Below are 18,929 nucleotides of genomic sequence, written 5' to 3'. Positions count from 1 at the left end.
TCTTTCTTATCGCTTGAGGGTAGAATATTATTTGACTCCTAGCTTCTTTGCAATTGCTTTTGGAAGTGCATCTTTATGAATCACAATACTCATTGTTTTATATTTAACAAATGATTCGGATGCATACCAAATTCCTTTATAAGCACCTGTTTCTCCCCATGAATTTTTGACCATGTAGTATTTTCCTCCGTTTTGATCTTTGGCAATACCATAAATTTGCATTCCATGATCGTCTGTTGTTTCTTGATTATCGAAAGCAATTTGACGCATTTTCTGAGTGATTACTTTTTCTTTTACAGGACCTGCCTCTGCTTTACTTTTCAGGCGATTATTTTTTTCTCCCTGAGGTAATCCCAACCAATGAGCTTGATCAGATCCTACATTCTCAGGAGCTTCATCATCTGGCATTACGGCAATACCATTACGAGTAAATCCAACTTCGCTTACATCTGAAGCCCATGCTACAGTATATCCATTATTAATTGCATTATCAAACACTTCCATCAGTTCGTCGATAGGTAAGTTATAAGACAAAGACCAACGCCAGTTGTCTGGTATTTCAAGAGCAAATGGTGCATAAAAAGGATGATGAGTATAAGAAGTCAACGAGATATAATCACTGCTTTTCAAGCCTAAAGATTCAGCCAAAGACTGAGGTGTATATTTCTTCCCTTGATATTCAAATTCTGCGGGAACATCTCCGAAATAAGCATCTAACAAACCATTTAGACCATTAACCCAAGCTGTAGACAAACGTCTACTCTTCTTTTCGCTGATCCCTTTTACATAACCTGAAATACCGGCTTCTAACTCTCCATGATTATTCAATTTTTCGCCATAATTCAGACCTGTATAAAGATCCATAGGTATTACACCATAAGTATCTAATGTTTCTACAACATCTGCAAAAGAACCTCCTTGGGCAAAGTTTATATTACCACTTGTTCTTACATATTTATCTGCTTTATCCGCATAGTTACGACGTACTACATACATAGCCGATAAATCATGTTCTCCTTTACCCATTCTGATAATCTCCGACTCCAAAAAAGCGAGACCCGAATAACTCCAGCATGTTCCACTGCTGCCTTGATTTTTAATAGATGTAATCGGGTTTTCCTTTACTACCGAAAACTGATAACCTTGGGCATTTCCCATTATTGCCATCAACACTAAAGCTGACAATACAAATAATTTTCTCATATACACGTTACGTTTTTATAGGTATTAATTAGTTTATTAAGTTTCTTCTTTTTATTTCTTCTTCAGCTCTGGATAAGCAACACGCATGTGACGCATACTTACCAGCTTTTCACAAAATACTTCTTTCACATTTTCTACATCCCTGAATGTTATCGGCGCATTTCTTAGCAAACCATCATTTACCTGCGAATCAATAAGCCTATTCACTAGCTCGGTTATAGCCTCCTTACTATTATCTTTCAGACTTCTTGAGGCTGCTTCTACTGTATCTGCCATCATCAAGATCGCAGTTTCTTTCGAGAAAGGATTTGGCCCCGGATAAGTAAAATCCGCAACATCAACCTCTTCTCCTGGATGTTTGTTTACATATGAATTATAAAAGTACTTAGCTTTACCTTGTCCGTGATGCGTCTCAATAAAATCAATGATTTGTTGAGGTAGATTATGCTTCTTCGCAATTCTTACCCCCTCTGTCACGTGATCGATAATTATACGGGCACTTTCTTTCTCGGTTAGTCCGGCATGAGGATTCATTCCCTCCGATTGATTCTCTGTAAAGAATATTGGATTCACCATTTTACCTATATCATGATATAATGCACCTGTACGGACTAAAGTAGCATTAGCTCCTATACGAAGAGCTGCAGAAACAACCAATGTGGATACTTGCATCGAGTGCTGAAAAGTTCCAGGAGCGACTTCTGACAATTGTTGTAACAAGGGTCTGTTAGTGTTTGATAACTCTATCATACTTACTTCGGATATAAAACCAAATACCTTTTCACATACATACACCAATAAGTAGGCGAATGTTACAAACACAAAATTTATACAGAAGTAAATATATAAACGGGCATTATCTTTGACTAAAGACAAGTCTCCTTCTGTACACAATATCCATGCTGTGTAAGAAACGATATAAGTGAGAAGTATAAGTAATGAACAATATACCAATTGTGATCTTTCGGATAAATTTCTCAAACTGAAAATACACATATAGCCTACCAATAATTGGATCACTATAAATTGAGCCATTTGCGTAAGGGGTAGCATCATAGAACAGATGAGTACCGTTATAATATGAGTCGTCATCGCCGTACGCGAATCTATAAACGTGCGTATTAGAATAGTCGGAATAGCAAACGGTATAAGGTAGACTAAGCTAAACATCTTGGCGTCTGTTATAATTCCTGTTATGACAGGGAAAACAACAACCATAAGTAATATAAAGATCAGATTCTTCGGATTGTCATACTCCTTTCTCCGATAAAACAAGAGATATACCATCAATGCCATAATGAAGAGCGAAATCATGATCAACTCTCCAAAAATCAAAATCCCAGGACTTGATTTCGTTCCAACCTTACCTGCAATTTCTTTACTGTATGAGTCTAGGATGTTTTTCGTCCGTGCATCGACAATTTCTCCTCGATCAATTATTTTTTCTCCTGACTGGACCTCGCCTTCGTACAAAGCAATCTGTTTTAACATTTCTTCCCGCTCATTCGCAGATGTTTTTTCGTCATAGAGAATATTTACAGTTAAATAGTCATTCAGATTTAAAGTTTTCAGCATATCTACTTTAAGATAGGAAGGTACATCTCCCAGTATCTTGTCATAAGCTTGCTTGGGTGTATAAAACGAAGCTAAATGCCTTGTTGTAGCAATATTATTTTCATTCTTTAGCTGAATTTGCTTTTTGCTTTGCCTCTGTATTTTTTCATATTCTTCAGCAGACAAGACGCCTGCTTTATAGACCTCCGATAGCTTCTTATTCACATAAGATATATATTCAGTAGGTACACTCATTGCTCTGGAATTAAGCGTAAACTGAGTAGAAGACTTTTGTGCAATATCTTCGTCAACCAAGTAATAAGGCAGATAAGATTGCATTATGCTATCTTTTTCTTCCTTAAGTTGTTCATCCGATTTATGAATATGAAAATTGAAAGGAGCTGTTAACAAACCATATTGCCATGGTTTATTCTCTGTATAAGTGTATTTATATTTACCCTCCCGAGGCAGAAAATATACTATAATCAGAATAACTGCTATAAAAAATACGGGGGTAGGGATTTTAAAATCACTCCCAACAATCTTATTTATTTGTGCCATAGCGCTATGGGTTTAGAATACAAATCTACAAGATTATTTTAGATTTGAAGAAAAATATATTAATAAAAGGGGAAAGGTCAAAGTTTAAGAATATTCATAACTTTAGCTACAACACCCCCATTAGAACGGACATAGTTACCGGCATGCTTACCTGCAACATTTAATATATGCCCATAATCGAGGAATTCATCCATCAAACCTCTGAATGCTTGATAGTCGGAGATAGAATATCCTCCACCCTCTTCTATTAAATGCTGAGCTTCTCTGAATTTTTTAAAATTAGGTCCAAATATAACAGGAATATCATAAACTGCGGCTTCTAAAACATTGTGAATACCGACACCAAAACCTCCTCCAACATATGCAATTTGTCCGTAACGATAAAGAGACGATAGCAATCCAAAATTATCGATGATAATACAATCATAGTCGGCAACAGCCTCTGGAATTACTTGCGAATAACGAATATAAGGACGCTCTAGAAGACCTTCAATATATTTTAGATGAGCCTCATCTATCTCATGCGGTGCAATAATGAGTTTTACATCGGTAGTAATATTAAAGTAAGGAATAATAACATCCTCATCTTTAGGCCATGTACTACCTGCTACTATTATTTTTTCGTTTTCACTTTGAGCCTTTTGTGCAAAATACTGAGCTATTTTCAGATCTTTCGCCTGCTTTTGAATATCCAACACCCTGTCGAAACGAGTATCACCACATACTTCCACATTTGTTACATTGATACTCTTTAATAACTCTCTAGAGTTTTCATCCTGCACGCATATGCACTCATATGATCGTAACAGCTTTCTCATATTCCATCCATACCATTTGAAGAAAACCTGAGAAGGACGAAAAACAGCAGAGACCATATAAACAGGAATATTCCGCTTATGCAACGTGGTTACAAAGTTGTACCAGAATTCATATTTTATAAATACAACCTTTTTCGGCTGAATCAATTTCAAGAATTTCTTTACATTCCTTTTTTTATCAAAAGGGAGGTAACATACAATATCTGCAACAGCATAATCTTTACGAACTTCGTACCCCGAAGGAGAAAAGAAAGTGAGCAAAACCTTATATTCTGGATGCTCTCTCTTTATTTCCTCTATTATAGGACGTCCTTGCTCAAACTCGCCTAAAGAGGCTGCATGAAACCAAATATAATCGGCTTTAGGATCAACTTGCTCTCTTAATATTTTATAAGTTTGCTTATGTCCGACGATCATTTTCCTCGCCTTCTTATGAAATGGCGATATGATTCGGACAATAAAAGCGTATAAATAGATTCCTAAATTGTAAAGAATCATAGTTTATTAAGATTTTATTTCTTCAATAGCTTTATGCAGACGTTTAATAGTTTCTTCTTTTCCTATTACTGCAGTTATATCAAACATGTGAGGTCCTTTAGATTCTCCCACGATAGCCAAACGGAAGGCATTCATAATATTTCCCAAATGATAGCCTTTAGCTTCTATCCATTCTTTAATAATCGTTTCCTGATTGTGCGATGAAAAATCGTCAATACCTTGAATAACTTCTGCCAATTCATTCATTTGAGCAGGAGATTCTTCTTTCCAACGTTTTTTCACTACTTTCTCATCATAAGAAGTTGGAGCTTGAAAGAAGAAATATGATTGTTCCCAAAGTTCTTTTACAAAATTTACCCTTTCTTTTACTAGAGCTACCACAGATTCAATATAATTTACAGAAACATCAATCCCTTTTTCTTCCAGAATAGGGTAAAACATCTTTGCCAACTCAGCGTTAGGTGCCATTTGCAGGTATTGATGGTTAAACCATTTCCCTTTTTCGTAATCGAATTTAGCACCACTTTTACTACATTTTTCAAGAGAGAATAAGTCAATCAGTTCTTCTTTTGAGATAATTTCCTGATCATTACCTGGGTTCCATCCCAACAAAGCAAGGAAATTAATAACAGCCTCGGGCAAATAACCACTTTCTCTATAACCAGATGAAATTTCTCCAGTTTTCGGATCTTTCCATTCTAAAGGGAATACAGGGAAACCAAGGCGATCTCCATCACGTTTGCTTAGCTTTCCATTTCCTTCAGGTTTCAGCAGTAATGGCAAGTGTGCAAATTGAGGCATCGTATCTTCCCAACCGAAAGCACGATAGAGTAAAACATGCAAAGGCGCAGACGGCAACCATTCTTCACCACGTATAACGTGTGTTATTTCCATCAAATGGTCGTCTACTATATTGGCTAAGTGATATGTTGGCAAATTATCAGCTGATTTATACAACACTTTATCATCAAGTACCGATGAATTATATTTCACCTCTCCTCTGATTATGTCATTTACTACAACTTCTTGATTTGACTCGATCATAAAACGAACAACATACTGATTTCCTGCATCAATCAGAGATTGTACTTCTTCTTTAGACAGCGTCAGAGAGTTGCGCATCTCGCCTCTGGTAGAAGCATCATATTGAAAGTTGGAAATAGTTGAACGTTTATTCTCTAGTTCTTCCGGAGTATCAAAAGCTATATACGCTTTCCCCTCCGCAAGTAATATGTCTACATATTTCTTATAGATTTCTTTTCTGTCAGATTGTCTGTATGATTCAAAAGGGCCTCCTATGTGAGTACCTTCATCAAACTCCAAGCCTAACCATGTCAGAGCCTCTATAATATATTCTTCAGCTCCCGGCACAAATCGCTGAGAGTCGGTATCTTCGATTCGGAGTACAAAAGCTCCATTATTTTTCTTAGCAAAGAGGTAATTGTATAATGCTGTACGTACACCTCCTATGTGTAAAGGTCCTGTAGGACTAGGAGCAAAGCGTACTCTAACTTTTTGAGACATATTATTTTCGATTAAAACAAGGCTACAAAAGTATATAAAATATTGCAAGATGTAAACATAAGCTGCCAATAAAAGAGTAATCCCTGGTCTTTTAAGTCATACTCATTCGATTCAAAACAAACAATATGTATAAAAAAAGAGGAGACACTTTGTGTCTCCTCTTTCTACTCTTCAATAGAGGTAAAGTTTATTTCTTTTCTGTATTCCATCCTAATACTTCCACTTTAGGGCTTACTCCATTTTGAGGAGTGTACTCTACTGTGATAGTTTTTGAATAACCCGGAGCTACAGAAATATAGTTATCGCTATAGAATGCAGGTAATATACGTTCCCCCGTTTTGGAGTCAACCAAAGCAATTCGATTAAAGAATGCCAGTGTATTTCCTTTAGGATTAGTTATAGTTACTTCCATTTTACCTTTAGACACTTCTTTTGAAGCAACTTTTATATCAGCTTTTTGCATTTTGTTTAAACCACTATACTTACCTTCAGCATTTGGATACCAATAGAAGTTCTCGCTCAGTAGTTCTCCATGTCTATCCAGTAACTCTAAAGATAGGAAGCCCCCATCCTCTTTTAGTTTTTCTTCCAACATTGGCAGAGGAATTATTTTCTTGGCATCAGATGCATTTATATAAGCAATCTCTTGAATAAGTAACGTTTCTTTTCCTTCGCAGTCATAGAACTTAGCGACCAACATCAAGTCATTTAGTGCATCGAAACTATTATTTACAATCATAGTGCGTTTAGTTACCGGATTGCACATAATATGTACCATTTCGCTACCTTTTCTCAGTCCGAATAAGCATGCATTTGGATCTAGATAATAGTCATACATCTGACCACGCATCGAAGTCCAAGGATTCTGAGTTTTCCAGATGATAGAACCAGTATACCAGTCCCACATATGAGAGCTGAATCCTTCCATCAATGCTCTGTATTGGTCATAGTTTACTAACTGGGCTTTCATTGCAAAGTCTTTTACATCTTTTGGTTCTCCGTAAGGAACAATGTGTCCTTCATAGCCAACCCCAGTATAAGTATGATAAGTCCATACAGGATCTACTTCTTCTTTAAACTTAACATTAGGATTGTAGCGAGGAGCCACTAAATTTTCTTTAGGGATAAAGCGAAGCAATGATTCATAATCACCTACACCGACAGAACCTACCTCTGAATTGAACGGCCATGTCTGTTTCTCCCAGAACGATTCTAGTGGCTGGATAGTATAAGGGCCATCACCATTACCTCCAAGGAAGTTATAAGACCAATCGTCTGAATTAGAATAATCTATAAACCAACGTGTACCATCTAGTTTAGGAAGAATTTCGTCTCGTAACGGAATCAGAATCTCATACGGAGGCATGATTTCATTACCTCCACACCACATAGCTAAAGATGGATAGTTACGAATCATTTTTATCATATCTGTAGCAGACTCTAAAACAAGATCATGATTGTCCGGATATTTGCGTCTCGTCCATTGATCTTCTGCTTTCAACGGATCTAACCAACGCCCATTACAGTCGCCTGAGAACCAGAAATCTTGAATCACAAGCATTCCGTATTTATCGCAGGCCTCGTAAAACTCAGGGCGCTCAGTCAATGCTCCTCCCCAAATACGGATAAGGTTAAGATTCATATCTCTATGGTAACGAATTTCGGCATCATAACGTTCATTCGTGAAGCGCAACATTGCATCCGAAATAATCCAGTTACCTCCTTTAATGAAAATACGCTGTCCGTTTACATATATTTCTTTACTGCGTGTATGATCATTCCATTTAGTCTGTATTTCGCGAACACCAAACTGCACAGACTCATGATCTAATACTTTATTGCTACCATTCTCTACAAATTCGATTTTAATATTATACAGATTTTGGTCTCCATATCCTGAAGGCCACCAAAGCTTAGGATTAGATATTTGATAGTCATCCAGAGAAACCTCTACTGTAGATTTGGCATCTAGTGTTACTTGTTTAGAGACTTGCTTCCCTCCTATTTCGTAACGAAGCGTTCCTGTGAGCTTGCTGTCGCTCACATTTTCCAACTCCGCAGAAACTTTCAACACAGCATCGTCTTGCTCTCCCGCAGGTTTTCTCTGTCCCGGAACAAGAGTTACAATATGAGGATTCTTAAGATTTACGTTTCCTGTTTTTTCAATATAAACCTTATCCCAGATTCCTGTGTTACGGTCGCGAATTGGTTGAATCCAGTCCCATCCGGCAACATACTGATGACTTACGTTTTTAGCAATACGTCCATCTCCGCCTTGACCTCCGTTAGGCTCACCCACAGGGTCGGGAGGAAACACAATTACAGCCAGACGATTTTTCCCGTTTTTAGCCAATAAGTTTGTAATATTGAACGTTTTGCGAAGAAACATCCCTTCATACTTTTCCTTATTTACCTTTTGACCATTCAGATAAATATCACAGCTATAGTTAATACCTCTAAAAGTTAACCATATTTGTTCTCCATCTTGAGGAGCTTTCTCCTGAAATTCTTTAACGAACCAATAGGTATAATAATCTCTCCCCGTTTCGTAAATATCGGGAATTTCTTCATTATTCATTCCGTAGAAAGGATCAGGAATTTCCTTATTAGCCAACTGGGTAGTTAATACTGTTCCCGGAACTACTGCATTTTGCCATTTAGAAACAGAGTAAGAGGAAGAAGAGATCTTCTCTCCTCCTTCTTTAAGCTTTGTAGATGGCATGCATTTCCATCCTGAATTAAGCTCATAGCGATCTTGCGCATTAAGCAAGCCTATGCTAAACAGACATATAATAGTTAAGAATAAAATTCTATTCATACTTTATTATTTATTTTCTACTTGTAAAACGTCTACACTCGTACCCCATGTTTCGGAAGGAGTATTCCCCATTTCGAATTCGAGAAGTCCTCCGCCTTCTATATCCTTGAAGTCGATGTAATATTTATCGTAAACTTTTCCATTAAGAGTTACACTCTGAATATATTTATTTTCTACACTGTTGTTCTTAGCAACTACTCTAAATATCTTCCCATTTTTCACTTTTACAATAGCTTCATCCAGAATAGGACTACCAAAGATATATTTACCTCCGGCAGGCTCTACCTGATAGAATCCCATAGCAGACAAAACATACCATGCTGACATCTGACCTACATCCTCATTACCAGAAAGTCCGGCTGGCTGATCGTGATACAATTCTGACATTACTCGACGAGCAAGATCTGCCGATTTCCAAGGTTGTCCAACATACGGATACATATATACAACATGGTGGCTCGGTTCGTTACCATGAGCATATTGCCCGATCAAACCACTAATATCAGGAGATGCATGTTCACCCAAAGAACCTTCGACAACAAATAGAGAATCTAACTTTTGGACAAAAGCCTCTTTGCTACCAAACAGATTCATAAGCCCTTGTATATCGTGAGGCACTAACCATGTATATTGCCAAGCATTACCTTCTGTATAATCATTATCGCGATGTACTGATTCGAAAGGATTGAAGTTTGGTCTGAATTGACCTTCAGAAGAAAGACCACGAACAAATCCTGTTTCTTTATCAAAGTAATGGGTATATGCCTTACTGCGTTTCATGAAATAATCATAATCTTCAGTTTTATTCATTTGTTTTGCTACTTGAGCTAAAGCCCAATCTGCTATGGCATACTCCATACATTTAGAAAGCCCTTCACCTTCTTTGTCATATGGGATATATCCATATTCTTTGAAATACTTAAGACCTCTTTCGTCAAGCATAGCCGATGTTTTCATCGCTTCGTATGCCAATTCTTTGTCGAAACCGTCATATCCTTTCAAGATAGCATCAGCAACTACAGATATACCAGGATTACCCACCATACAGTCTGTTTCACAGCCGACCAAATGCCATACAGGCAACTTACCTTGTTCCTTATAGATTGTAAGCATTGTATTTATCATATCACTCATCTTCTCCGGGTGTATAATAGTCATCAAAGGATGAGCAGCACGATAAGTATCCCACAAAGAGAATGTTGTATAATTCGTAAACGCTCCTTGCTTATGCATTTGTCCATCAGCACCTCTATAATCCATATTTACATCACAGAATTCGGACGGAGCAATCATAGTATGATACAATGCTGTATAGAAAGTACGTTTTACACTATCATCATTAGTTGTAATCTGAATTTTGTTCAATTCTTCATTCCAAGCTTTATCAGCATCGGCAATAGTTTGATTGAAGTCCCAACCTGACAATTCAGCTTGCATATTCAGTTTTGCATTTTCTATACTCACCGGAGATAAAGCTACTTTGATGTAAATTTCTTCTTTGTCTTTTGTATCAAACAAAGCTTGTCCATATACTCCTTTAGCTTTTAGTTCCTTTACATCCTTAATATCTTTTGCTTCTTCTCCTTCCGACAATAAGAATTTCTTCATCGGTTTTGAGAATTGAGCTGTAAAGAATATTTTCTGATCATTTGCCCAACCTTTAGAATAACGATATCCTGAAATTGTTGAGTCATTTTCGTACACAAGATATGTCTCAGTTGGGTCATCCCAATTGAGTTTACTCTTCAAATCAACGACTACTTTCGATTCAGAAGACTCTGGGAAGATGTATTTATGGAAACCTACTCTTTTAGTTGCTGTTAATTCCACATCTACATTATATCTATCCAGGTGCACTGCATAATATCCGGCCTTTACTGTTTCTGTATCTCTATTAAAAAGAGAATACATACCTGAATTAGCATCGCTTATTACCCCTTTACCTAATTTCACATCTCCTACAACAGGCATAAATGCGATGTCGCATAGATCACCAATACCTGTTCCACTTAAGTGCATATGAGTGAAGCCCCATATAGTAGAGTCTGAAATATGATAACCGGAAACCCAGTCCCAGCCTTCAGTTATATTTGTTGGTCCAAGTTGCACTAATCCAAAAGGCACATTTGCACCCACAAAAACATGTCCATGATCGCCTGTCCCAATATACGGATCAACATATTGTGTCAAATTCTGTAATTGGACATTCTCTCCTGCATTCTTTGTACAAGCAGAAAACAAAACAACTGCCGAAATAACAACACCTAATATTGTTCTAAGATTCATCTTTTAAACTTTATATATTTATTATTTAATACTATTCAACAAGTCTACTTTGCCCTCATCGACCAACTTTAAAATAAGTTCCCCAAAAAGAGTATTTTGCCAAGCGAACCATTCTCTCGTAAACTTCGTAGCATCATCTTTATAGAAAGATTCGTGCATAAAACCTGTTCCGGCATCTGTATCCATTAGCATTTTAACACAAGCCTTTATTTCTTCATCATCCTGGCTTGTAAATGCTTTCATCATTATACTCATAGGCCAGATCATATTCAGACTTACATGCGATACATGCGGTCCTCCAATACCTTCACCCGCTGTTCCTTTAAAGAAATATGGATTATCTTCGCTCCAAACAAATCGTCTTGTATTTTGATAGATTGGGTCGTTCGCGTCAATGTCTCCTAAGTATGGCATTGCCAAAAGACTAGGCACATTGGCATCATCCATCAGATTTACTCCTCCAAAGCCATCAACTTCAAAAGCATAAATAGTTCCATGTTTAGGATGATTAACTGTTGCATATTTCTTCAATGCTGTTTCTACTTCTTGTGCCAGATCTGTACATTCTTTAGCTAAGCCTGATTTATTGTTTACTGCATTTAGTATTTCGGCAGCTTTTCTTAGCGAAGTCACAGCAAAGAAGTTAGATGGGATCAAGAATTGATAGATTGAAGCATCATCTGAAGGGCGAAAAGTAGAAGCAATAAGCCCCACTGGCTTAACAGGATTCCCCCAGCCATCATTAACTACTGTATCTGAGGCCTTGGGAGTTTCTCTTTGAAATTTGTATGGACCTAAACTATCTTTACGCTGCTGTTCTTTGAATGTTTTCAGGACATTCTCAATTGCCTGAAGCCATTCTTCGTCGAAGACACTTGAGTCACCTGTCGTTTTCCAATAATGATATGCTAAACGTATAGGATAACATAGTGAGTCGATCTCCCATTTACGTTCGTGCAATTCAGGTTTCATATCTGTCAAGTCTGTTTGCCACTGATGATCAGGATTAGGATCGTGAGGATCAAGGAATGCGTTTGCATAAGGGTCGATGATGATACACTTAAACTGACGACGTATTACGCCAGCCAACATGCTTTTCAGCTGAGGATCTTTGTTTGCCAGTTGTACATAAGGCCATACTTGCGCACCGGAATCTCGCAACCACATTGCATGTATATCACCCGTATAAACAACTGTATCATCTTTCCCGTCTGTTTTTCGATGACGCACAGTTGTATCCAACGTATTAGGGAAACAGTTTTCGAACATCCATGCTAACTTAGCATTAGTCAGTAATTTTTTCACTCTAACTATCTCATTCTCCACCGATTGAGACTTAAAGAGTCTTACTGATTCTTTAGGACGTTGACTCTTAAATTTAGAAGACGTATTCTTTACCACTGTATTATCTTGTAAAGAAACAATTTCAGGTCTATTATTAAATGCCGATATAGAAATCGCAGAGAATAGGCATAGGCTTACAATGCCCGTTCGTAAATACTTAATATTTGCCATATTTAAATTTGTAGTTGATTTTTTATTTCGAGGACAATAGATCAATCATCCTTTTACACATAAAGAGAATGGAACAGGATATATATATATCCCGCCACACTTCTTTTCATATACAGTCTTACCTAACGACCTTCTTCCAGCACTCAAACCTATAATTAATACTGATAGAAGTATATTTAGCTTGCAAGATATAAACTTTATCTTGCTTAATTGTAAGATCTTTTATTAATTCCTTCAATATAGTTGATAAAAGCAGTATTTACCATTCTATTTCCTCCCGGAGTTGGATAATTCCCGGAAAAATACCAATCTCCAGTATGACCGGGAGTAGCTTTGTGTAAATTTTCAATGCTTTGAAACACCAATTCGATTTCAGCCTTAGTTCCTGGAGGCGTTAACATTTCAGCCATCTTTGATGATATTTCTTCATCCGAGAATGGTGCATATATTTCTTTCACATAATTGACAATCTCCTCTTTTGGTTTATCTTTTTGAGCTACAGACTTTTTGTAAACATCTTCGATTACATAGTCCATTCCTCGCTCTTTCAATAATTCTATTGCTGCTCTGAATGCTGCAAACTCATTCATTCGCGACATATCGATACCATAACAGTCCGGATAACGAATCTGAGGTGATGAAGAAACGATTACTATTTTCTTAGGATGAAGACGATCGAGTATCTTAATAATACTTTGCTTAAGAGTTGTCCCTCTTACGATACTATCATCAATTACAACCAAGTTATCTTTTCCTGGAACGACCGAATCGTAGGTTATATCATAAACGTGGGCTGCAAGATCATCTCTACTATTTCCTTGAGCAATAAAGGTCCTAAGCTTAATATCTTTAATTACTATTTTTTCGGTACGTACTCGCATGGATAGAATTTTCTTCAATTCTTCCTGAGTAATAGAAGTCCCTTTCGTCGTAATTTTTCTTAGCTTCACCTCATTCATATACATATTGAAAGCCTCAGACATTCCAAAGAATGCGACTTCAGCAGTATTAGGAATAAAAGAAAAAACCGTATTTTGAATATCTGAGTCTATCTTCTCAAGAATTTGAGGCAACAAGAGTTTACCTAATTCCTTTCTTTCTTTGTAAATATCTGCATCTGATCCTCGAGAGAAGTATATACGTTCAAACGAGCATTGATTGATTTCTTTGGGCTCTCGAATTTGAGAGAATTGCACCTCCCCACTCTTCTTTACAATAATTGCCTGCCCTGGATTCAATTCTTTCACATCCGCAACATCTAGGTTCAGAGCAGTTTGTATAACCGGACGCTCAGAAGCAACAACTACTATCTCATCATCATGATAGTAAAATGCAGGACGAATTCCCCACGGATCTCTGTACACGAAACCATCGCCACAGCCTATCAGGCCACCTATAGCAAACCCTCCATCCCATTTTTCACTCGCTTTATTTAGCAAAAAATGTACATCAAGCGTCTGTTCTATAAGTTCATTCAATTCTTTTCCTTTAACCTTTCTGTCTTTTCCGTATTTATCATACTGATACTGTATCTCTCTATCAAGATAATGCCCTAAAGATTCTAACAACACAAATGTATCTGCATGATCGCGAGGATGTTGACCTTGAGCAACCAGATCATCAAACAACTCATCAACATTGGTCATATTAAAGTTTCCGGCAAGAGCCAATGTTCTGGATCGCCAGTTACTTCTTCTCAAAAAAGGATGAACATAAGAAATTCCAGTTTTTCCTGTAGTGCTATATCTTAAATGTCCGAGAAACAATTCTCCTGCAAAAGGCAAATTTTCAGCGGCAAAAACGGGATCATTTAATTGTTCTGGAGTATACTTTTGGTAGTTTTTATATACGTTCGAAAATATTTCAGGGATAGCGCTCGACCCTGTAGCTCTTTCTCTAAAAATAAAATCGCTCCCAGCTGGAGAGTCTAATTTCACAACAGCTAGCCCTGCTCCCTCCTGACCTCGGTTATGTTGTTTTTCCATCAAGAGATATAGTTTATTAAGACCATATTGCCATGTTCCATATTTCTCTTGATAATAACTTAATGGCTTAAGGAGACGTATCATAACGATACCACATTCATGTTTCAAAGGCTCTGTCATAGTGCAATCTTCTTTTTAAAGATGTATTTGGGAGAACAAAGATAACATGATTTTTTCAGTCATCATAAAAGCTTAGCCCCTAAAATAAAAAATCAAAAAAAACATTCCTCTATCCTATTTAAAGTGTATATTTGTAACATACACTATAAGAGGTGACCTTAAACGAGTAAAGACTGATTTTACAATTTACACACAAAATACACATTCTTCTACTACAAAGGTTCTCTTTATTTGAATTTGACACACAATTAAACACGCACACTCATGAAACTAAAAGCTTTCAACATTGGTGTATCTTATCTCTGTATGCTATTACTATGCACACAGTTAGATGCACAAGTCACGATCGGATCGGGATACTATCCTATACAAGGAAGTTTATTAGATCTTAAAGAACAGAACACTCTTAACGAAAATTCCAAAAGAGGACTTCTTTTACCCCGTGTTGCTCTCAAGGACATTGTAAAAATGGATCCATGCATTAGCTCCGATGAAGCAACAACAGAGCTTAAAAATAGCCATATAGGGCTAACTGTTTATAATGTAACAGATAGTCTTATTGTAGGTCTATGCCCTGGAGCATATGTATGGGAAGGAACTCATTGGACCAGACTTCCTGAACCTTGTGGCCCACCACCTGCTCCTCTCAATAGCTCTAACTGCTATATAGTGGCTTCTGGAAGTGAGTCCGAAGAAATTCCTGCTAGCAGAGCCTATATTGCATCCGAAAGCAGAGCAGACTTAACACCCCTAGACAGAAGCCATAAAGTATCATTACAAGTTCTTTGGCAAGACACCCCTAGCTTGATAGATAAGGTAGAACTTATAGGAGGAGACAAAGGTTATAATTCAACCTTCAAAGTAAAGACGAATAGTGGTAAAGATGGAAATGCTCTTATCGCACTACATGTTGGTCCAAACGGAAATAACAGCGATCCCATTACTTGGTCGTGGCATATATGGGTTACGGATTATGATCCAAACTCCGTTTCTCCTGACAACTACGGACCAAACACAGTAAATAATAGCACTGTTTACAAACATAAAAACGGGGACAAAGATTATGTCTTTATGGATAGGAATCTTGGGGCAACTAATACATCTTCATCTGATATAAACTCCATGGGAATGACCTATCAATGGGGAAGAAAAGATCCTTTTACGTCAGCCAACGGCAACTGGACGCAAAACGTTCGCACATTATACTCTTACCCGGACAACACCCCTTTAGAGGAAATCAACGAAGTTCTTCCTGGAGGAGGGACCCAACCTTCGGGGAATGGGATAAAACACGCTATTCCTCCTTCCGGATCATCAAACCTTGGTATATCAATACAAAATCCAATGACTTTTTACCACGGATCATACATCAAAGGGAATAATTTATTATTTGACTGGTATTCAGGCGATGATATAGGATCTATTAGCGACAATGAATTATGGGGTACAGCTTCAGAAAAATCAATTTTTGACCCTTGTCCTGCCGGGTGGAGAGTTCCAGCGTATAATGGGGACAATTCGCCATGGCATCCTTACAAAACCGAAGATGACGGCTGGGGATGGGGCGGAGGCAACGTCGCTGGCTTTAGCATTATCTCAGGAAAAGGATTCAGCTTTGACGGGAATACTTCAAGGACTCAACTTGGCTACTATCCTGCAGGCTTGAGCCGTGCTGCCCGTTCATACTTTGTTGGTGGAGGAGTGGGCGACAACGATAGCCACCCTAGCACTGTTGGCGGGGGTTTTTATATCATCGGATATGAGAATGAGAGAATTGAAGCACACTATTGGACTTCTACTTTCTCTGACAACACTAAGGCTAAACTAATGAATCTTGGCGTAGGAATAATGGGCAATTCTGAAGTAAATGAAGTTCTATCTCCTAAAGCAACAGGCGCTTCCGTTCGTTGTGTAAAAGAATAAAAAGTCTACATGTATACAAAAAAAAGAGCAACTTAAAGAAGTTGCTCTTTTTATTATATATATAATAAAAAGTTATTCCCACTCTATAGTTGCTGGTGGCTTAGACGAGATATCATAAACTACGCGGTTTACACCTTTTACTTTATTAATTATCTCATTCGACACCTTAGCCAAGAATTCATATGGAAGATGAGCCCAATCAGCAGTCATCGCATCTTTTGAAGTCACAGCACGCAAAGCAACTGTATTTTCATAAGTGCGTTCATCACCCATCACTCCTACCGAACGAATAGGAAGTAAAATAGCTCCGGCTTGCCACACTTCATTATAAAGTCCATATTCGCGAAGCATTTTGATATAAATATCATCTGCATTTTGAATAATCTCAACTTTCTCAGGAGTAATATCCCCTAATATTCTGATACCAAGACCTGGACCTGGGAACGGATGACGTTGAATCAAGTGCTCTCTCATTCCTAATTCAAGACCTACCCTGCGAACTTCATCCTTAAATAACAAACGCAAAGGTTCTACAAGTTTAAGATTCATTTTCTCAGGAAGGCCTCCTACATTATGATGAGATTTAATTACATGCCCTGTAATAGAAAGAGACTCTATTATATCAGGGTATATAGTTCCTTGCCCTAACCACTTAATATCTTTTAGCTTATGAGCCTCTTCGTCAAATACATCGATAAACCCTTTACCTATTATCTTACGTTTTTGCTCCGGATCAGTAACACCAGCTAAAGCTTTATAAAAACGATCTTTAGCATCTACACCTATCACATTCAATCCAAGATGTTCGTAATCTTTAAGAACATTCTCAAATTCATTTTTACGCAACAATCCATGATCAACAAAAACACAAGTAAGATTCTTACCTATAGCTCTGTTTAGCAATACGGCTGTAACAGAAGAATCTACTCCTCCCGAAAGAGCTAAAATTACTTTATCATCACCTAGCTGCTCTTTCAACTCAGCCACTGTTGTGTCAATAAATGAAGCAGGAGACCAATCTCTCTTCATTTTACAAATATTCAAAAAGTTGCCCAACAATTTTATACCATCTGTTGAGTGAAATACTTCAGGATGATATTGAACAGCCCAAGTTTGCTCTCCATTTATTCTATAAGCTGCTACCGATACATCTTCGGTGCTAGCTATTATCTCAAAATTTTCCGGTAATTGAGTAATTGTATCTCCATGAGACATCCATACTTGCGAACCTGCTTCTATTCCATCGTAAAGAGCTGCAGAAGCATCTATTGTCTTCAAGTGAGCACGTCCATACTCTCTTGAATTACCTTTTTCCACTTTCCCACCCGAAGAGTATGCAAGATATTGAGCTCCGTAACAAATACCCAACACTGGATAACTACCTCTAATTTTACTAATATCCGGTTTGAATGCATCAGCATCATTTACAGAGAAAGGACTTCCCGAAAGGATAACTCCTTTTACCGATTCATCACCATACGGAAATTTGTTATAAGGAACAATCTCGCAGTAAACATTGAGATCTCTAATTCTGCGACCAATAAGTTGAGTGGTTTGCGATCCGAAATCAAGGATAATAATTTTTTCTTGCATATAAGTGGCAATAAATGAGTACTATATTTTGAAGGGACAAAGATACATCATTTTTCCGAAAATTAATTTACCAAAACACCCTTTTCCTTCTTAAAAACACCCCTTAATTCTATCAATTTGCAAACTGAGGCTATTTCACTTATCTTTGGCCCGTTATTTAATTAAAAAAGAAAGAAATATGGAAGAAACTCCTAATTGCCCTGCATGTAGTATGGGAAATACTTATTTTGACGGCACGATGTTTATTTGCCCAGATTGTTTTCACGAATGGACTGGCGAAGCTGATGCCAGCACTGAAGATACTACACCTAGAGACAGTAATGGAGCCGAATTATTAGATGGTGATGCTGTAACAGTCATTAAAGATCTAAAAGTAAAAGGTTCGTCTATGGTTATAAAACGAGGCACAAAGGTAAAAAGCATTCGTCTGACAGAGGAACCGACAGAAGTTGATTGCAAAATTGACGGATCAAGCATTGTTTTGAAAACATGTTTCCTTAAGAAATAAAAAAGAATATAAAATATTGAGAT

11 protein-coding genes are annotated in these 18,929 nt (G+C 37.4%); 2 read left to right on the top strand and 9 right to left on the bottom strand.

Going from position 1 to position 18,929, the window contains the following annotated elements; all coding sequences use genetic code 11:
• Positions 1-27 precede the first annotated feature (27 nt).
• The 8 genes from DHU68_RS03385 to DHU68_RS03350 form a co-directional block, all read right to left on the bottom strand.
• Positions 28-1,203: an aminopeptidase C gene (locus DHU68_RS03385; RefSeq protein WP_108821534.1), complete on the bottom strand. Its 1,176-nt coding sequence runs from the start codon at positions 1,201-1,203 to the stop codon at positions 28-30.
• 51 nt (positions 1,204-1,254) lie between these two features.
• Positions 1,255-3,318 carry an HD family phosphohydrolase gene (locus DHU68_RS03380; protein ID WP_108821533.1) on the bottom strand — a complete coding sequence of 688 codons (2,064 nt, stop codon included), beginning with the start codon at positions 3,316-3,318 and terminating at the stop codon, positions 1,255-1,257.
• Positions 3,319-3,395: 77 nt separating this feature from the next.
• Positions 3,396-4,634, bottom strand: coding sequence for a 3-deoxy-D-manno-octulosonic acid transferase (locus DHU68_RS03375; RefSeq protein ID WP_108821532.1), 1,239 nt, complete (start codon positions 4,632-4,634; stop codon positions 3,396-3,398).
• Between the two features lie 6 nt (positions 4,635-4,640).
• Positions 4,641-6,158 (bottom strand): glutamate--tRNA ligase, encoded by a 1,518-nt coding sequence (gltX, locus tag DHU68_RS03370; protein WP_108821531.1) that lies wholly within the window; start codon positions 6,156-6,158, stop codon positions 4,641-4,643.
• A gap of 187 nt (positions 6,159-6,345) precedes the next feature.
• Positions 6,346-8,976, bottom strand: a complete 2,631-nt coding sequence (locus DHU68_RS03365; protein WP_108821530.1) for a glycoside hydrolase family 2 TIM barrel-domain containing protein — start codon at positions 8,974-8,976, stop codon at positions 6,346-6,348.
• A 6-nt stretch (positions 8,977-8,982) separates the two neighbouring features.
• The gene (locus DHU68_RS03360) at positions 8,983-11,262 is read right to left on the bottom strand and encodes a GH92 family glycosyl hydrolase (RefSeq protein WP_108821529.1); all 2,280 of its coding nucleotides are present in this window, start codon (positions 11,260-11,262) and stop codon (positions 8,983-8,985) included.
• Between the two features lie 21 nt (positions 11,263-11,283).
• A complete protein-coding gene (locus DHU68_RS03355) occupies positions 11,284-12,777 on the bottom strand; it encodes a glycoside hydrolase family 125 protein (RefSeq protein WP_108821528.1) in 1,494 nt (497 codons plus the stop codon).
• A 206-nt stretch (positions 12,778-12,983) separates the two neighbouring features.
• On the bottom strand, positions 12,984-14,882 hold the full coding sequence (locus DHU68_RS03350; RefSeq protein ID WP_108821527.1) for an amidophosphoribosyltransferase: 1,899 nt from the start codon (positions 14,880-14,882) through the stop codon (positions 12,984-12,986).
• Between the two features lie 264 nt (positions 14,883-15,146).
• Between DHU68_RS03350 and DHU68_RS03345 the strand changes: the two genes are divergently transcribed.
• Entirely contained in the window at positions 15,147-16,805 is a 1,659-nt protein-coding gene (locus DHU68_RS03345) for a hypothetical protein (RefSeq protein ID WP_108821526.1), read from the top strand.
• Between the two features lie 72 nt (positions 16,806-16,877).
• On the opposite strand, the gene guaA is transcribed toward DHU68_RS03345, so the two are convergent.
• The gene (gene guaA / locus DHU68_RS03340) at positions 16,878-18,398 is read right to left on the bottom strand and encodes a glutamine-hydrolyzing GMP synthase (protein ID WP_108821525.1); all 1,521 of its coding nucleotides are present in this window, start codon (positions 18,396-18,398) and stop codon (positions 16,878-16,880) included.
• A 178-nt stretch (positions 18,399-18,576) separates the two neighbouring features.
• Between guaA and DHU68_RS03335 the strand changes: the two genes are divergently transcribed.
• On the top strand, positions 18,577-18,906 hold the full coding sequence (locus DHU68_RS03335; RefSeq protein ID WP_108821653.1) for a zinc ribbon domain-containing protein YjdM: 330 nt from the start codon (positions 18,577-18,579) through the stop codon (positions 18,904-18,906).
• Positions 18,907-18,929: the final 23 nt, after the last annotated feature.

Source organism: Dysgonomonas sp. Marseille-P4361, assembly GCF_900343125.1.
Taxonomy (GTDB): domain Bacteria; phylum Bacteroidota; class Bacteroidia; order Bacteroidales; family Dysgonomonadaceae; genus Dysgonomonas.
Note: the sequence above shows the minus strand (reverse complement) of the source record. Positions and strands in the feature narration are given on the sequence as shown.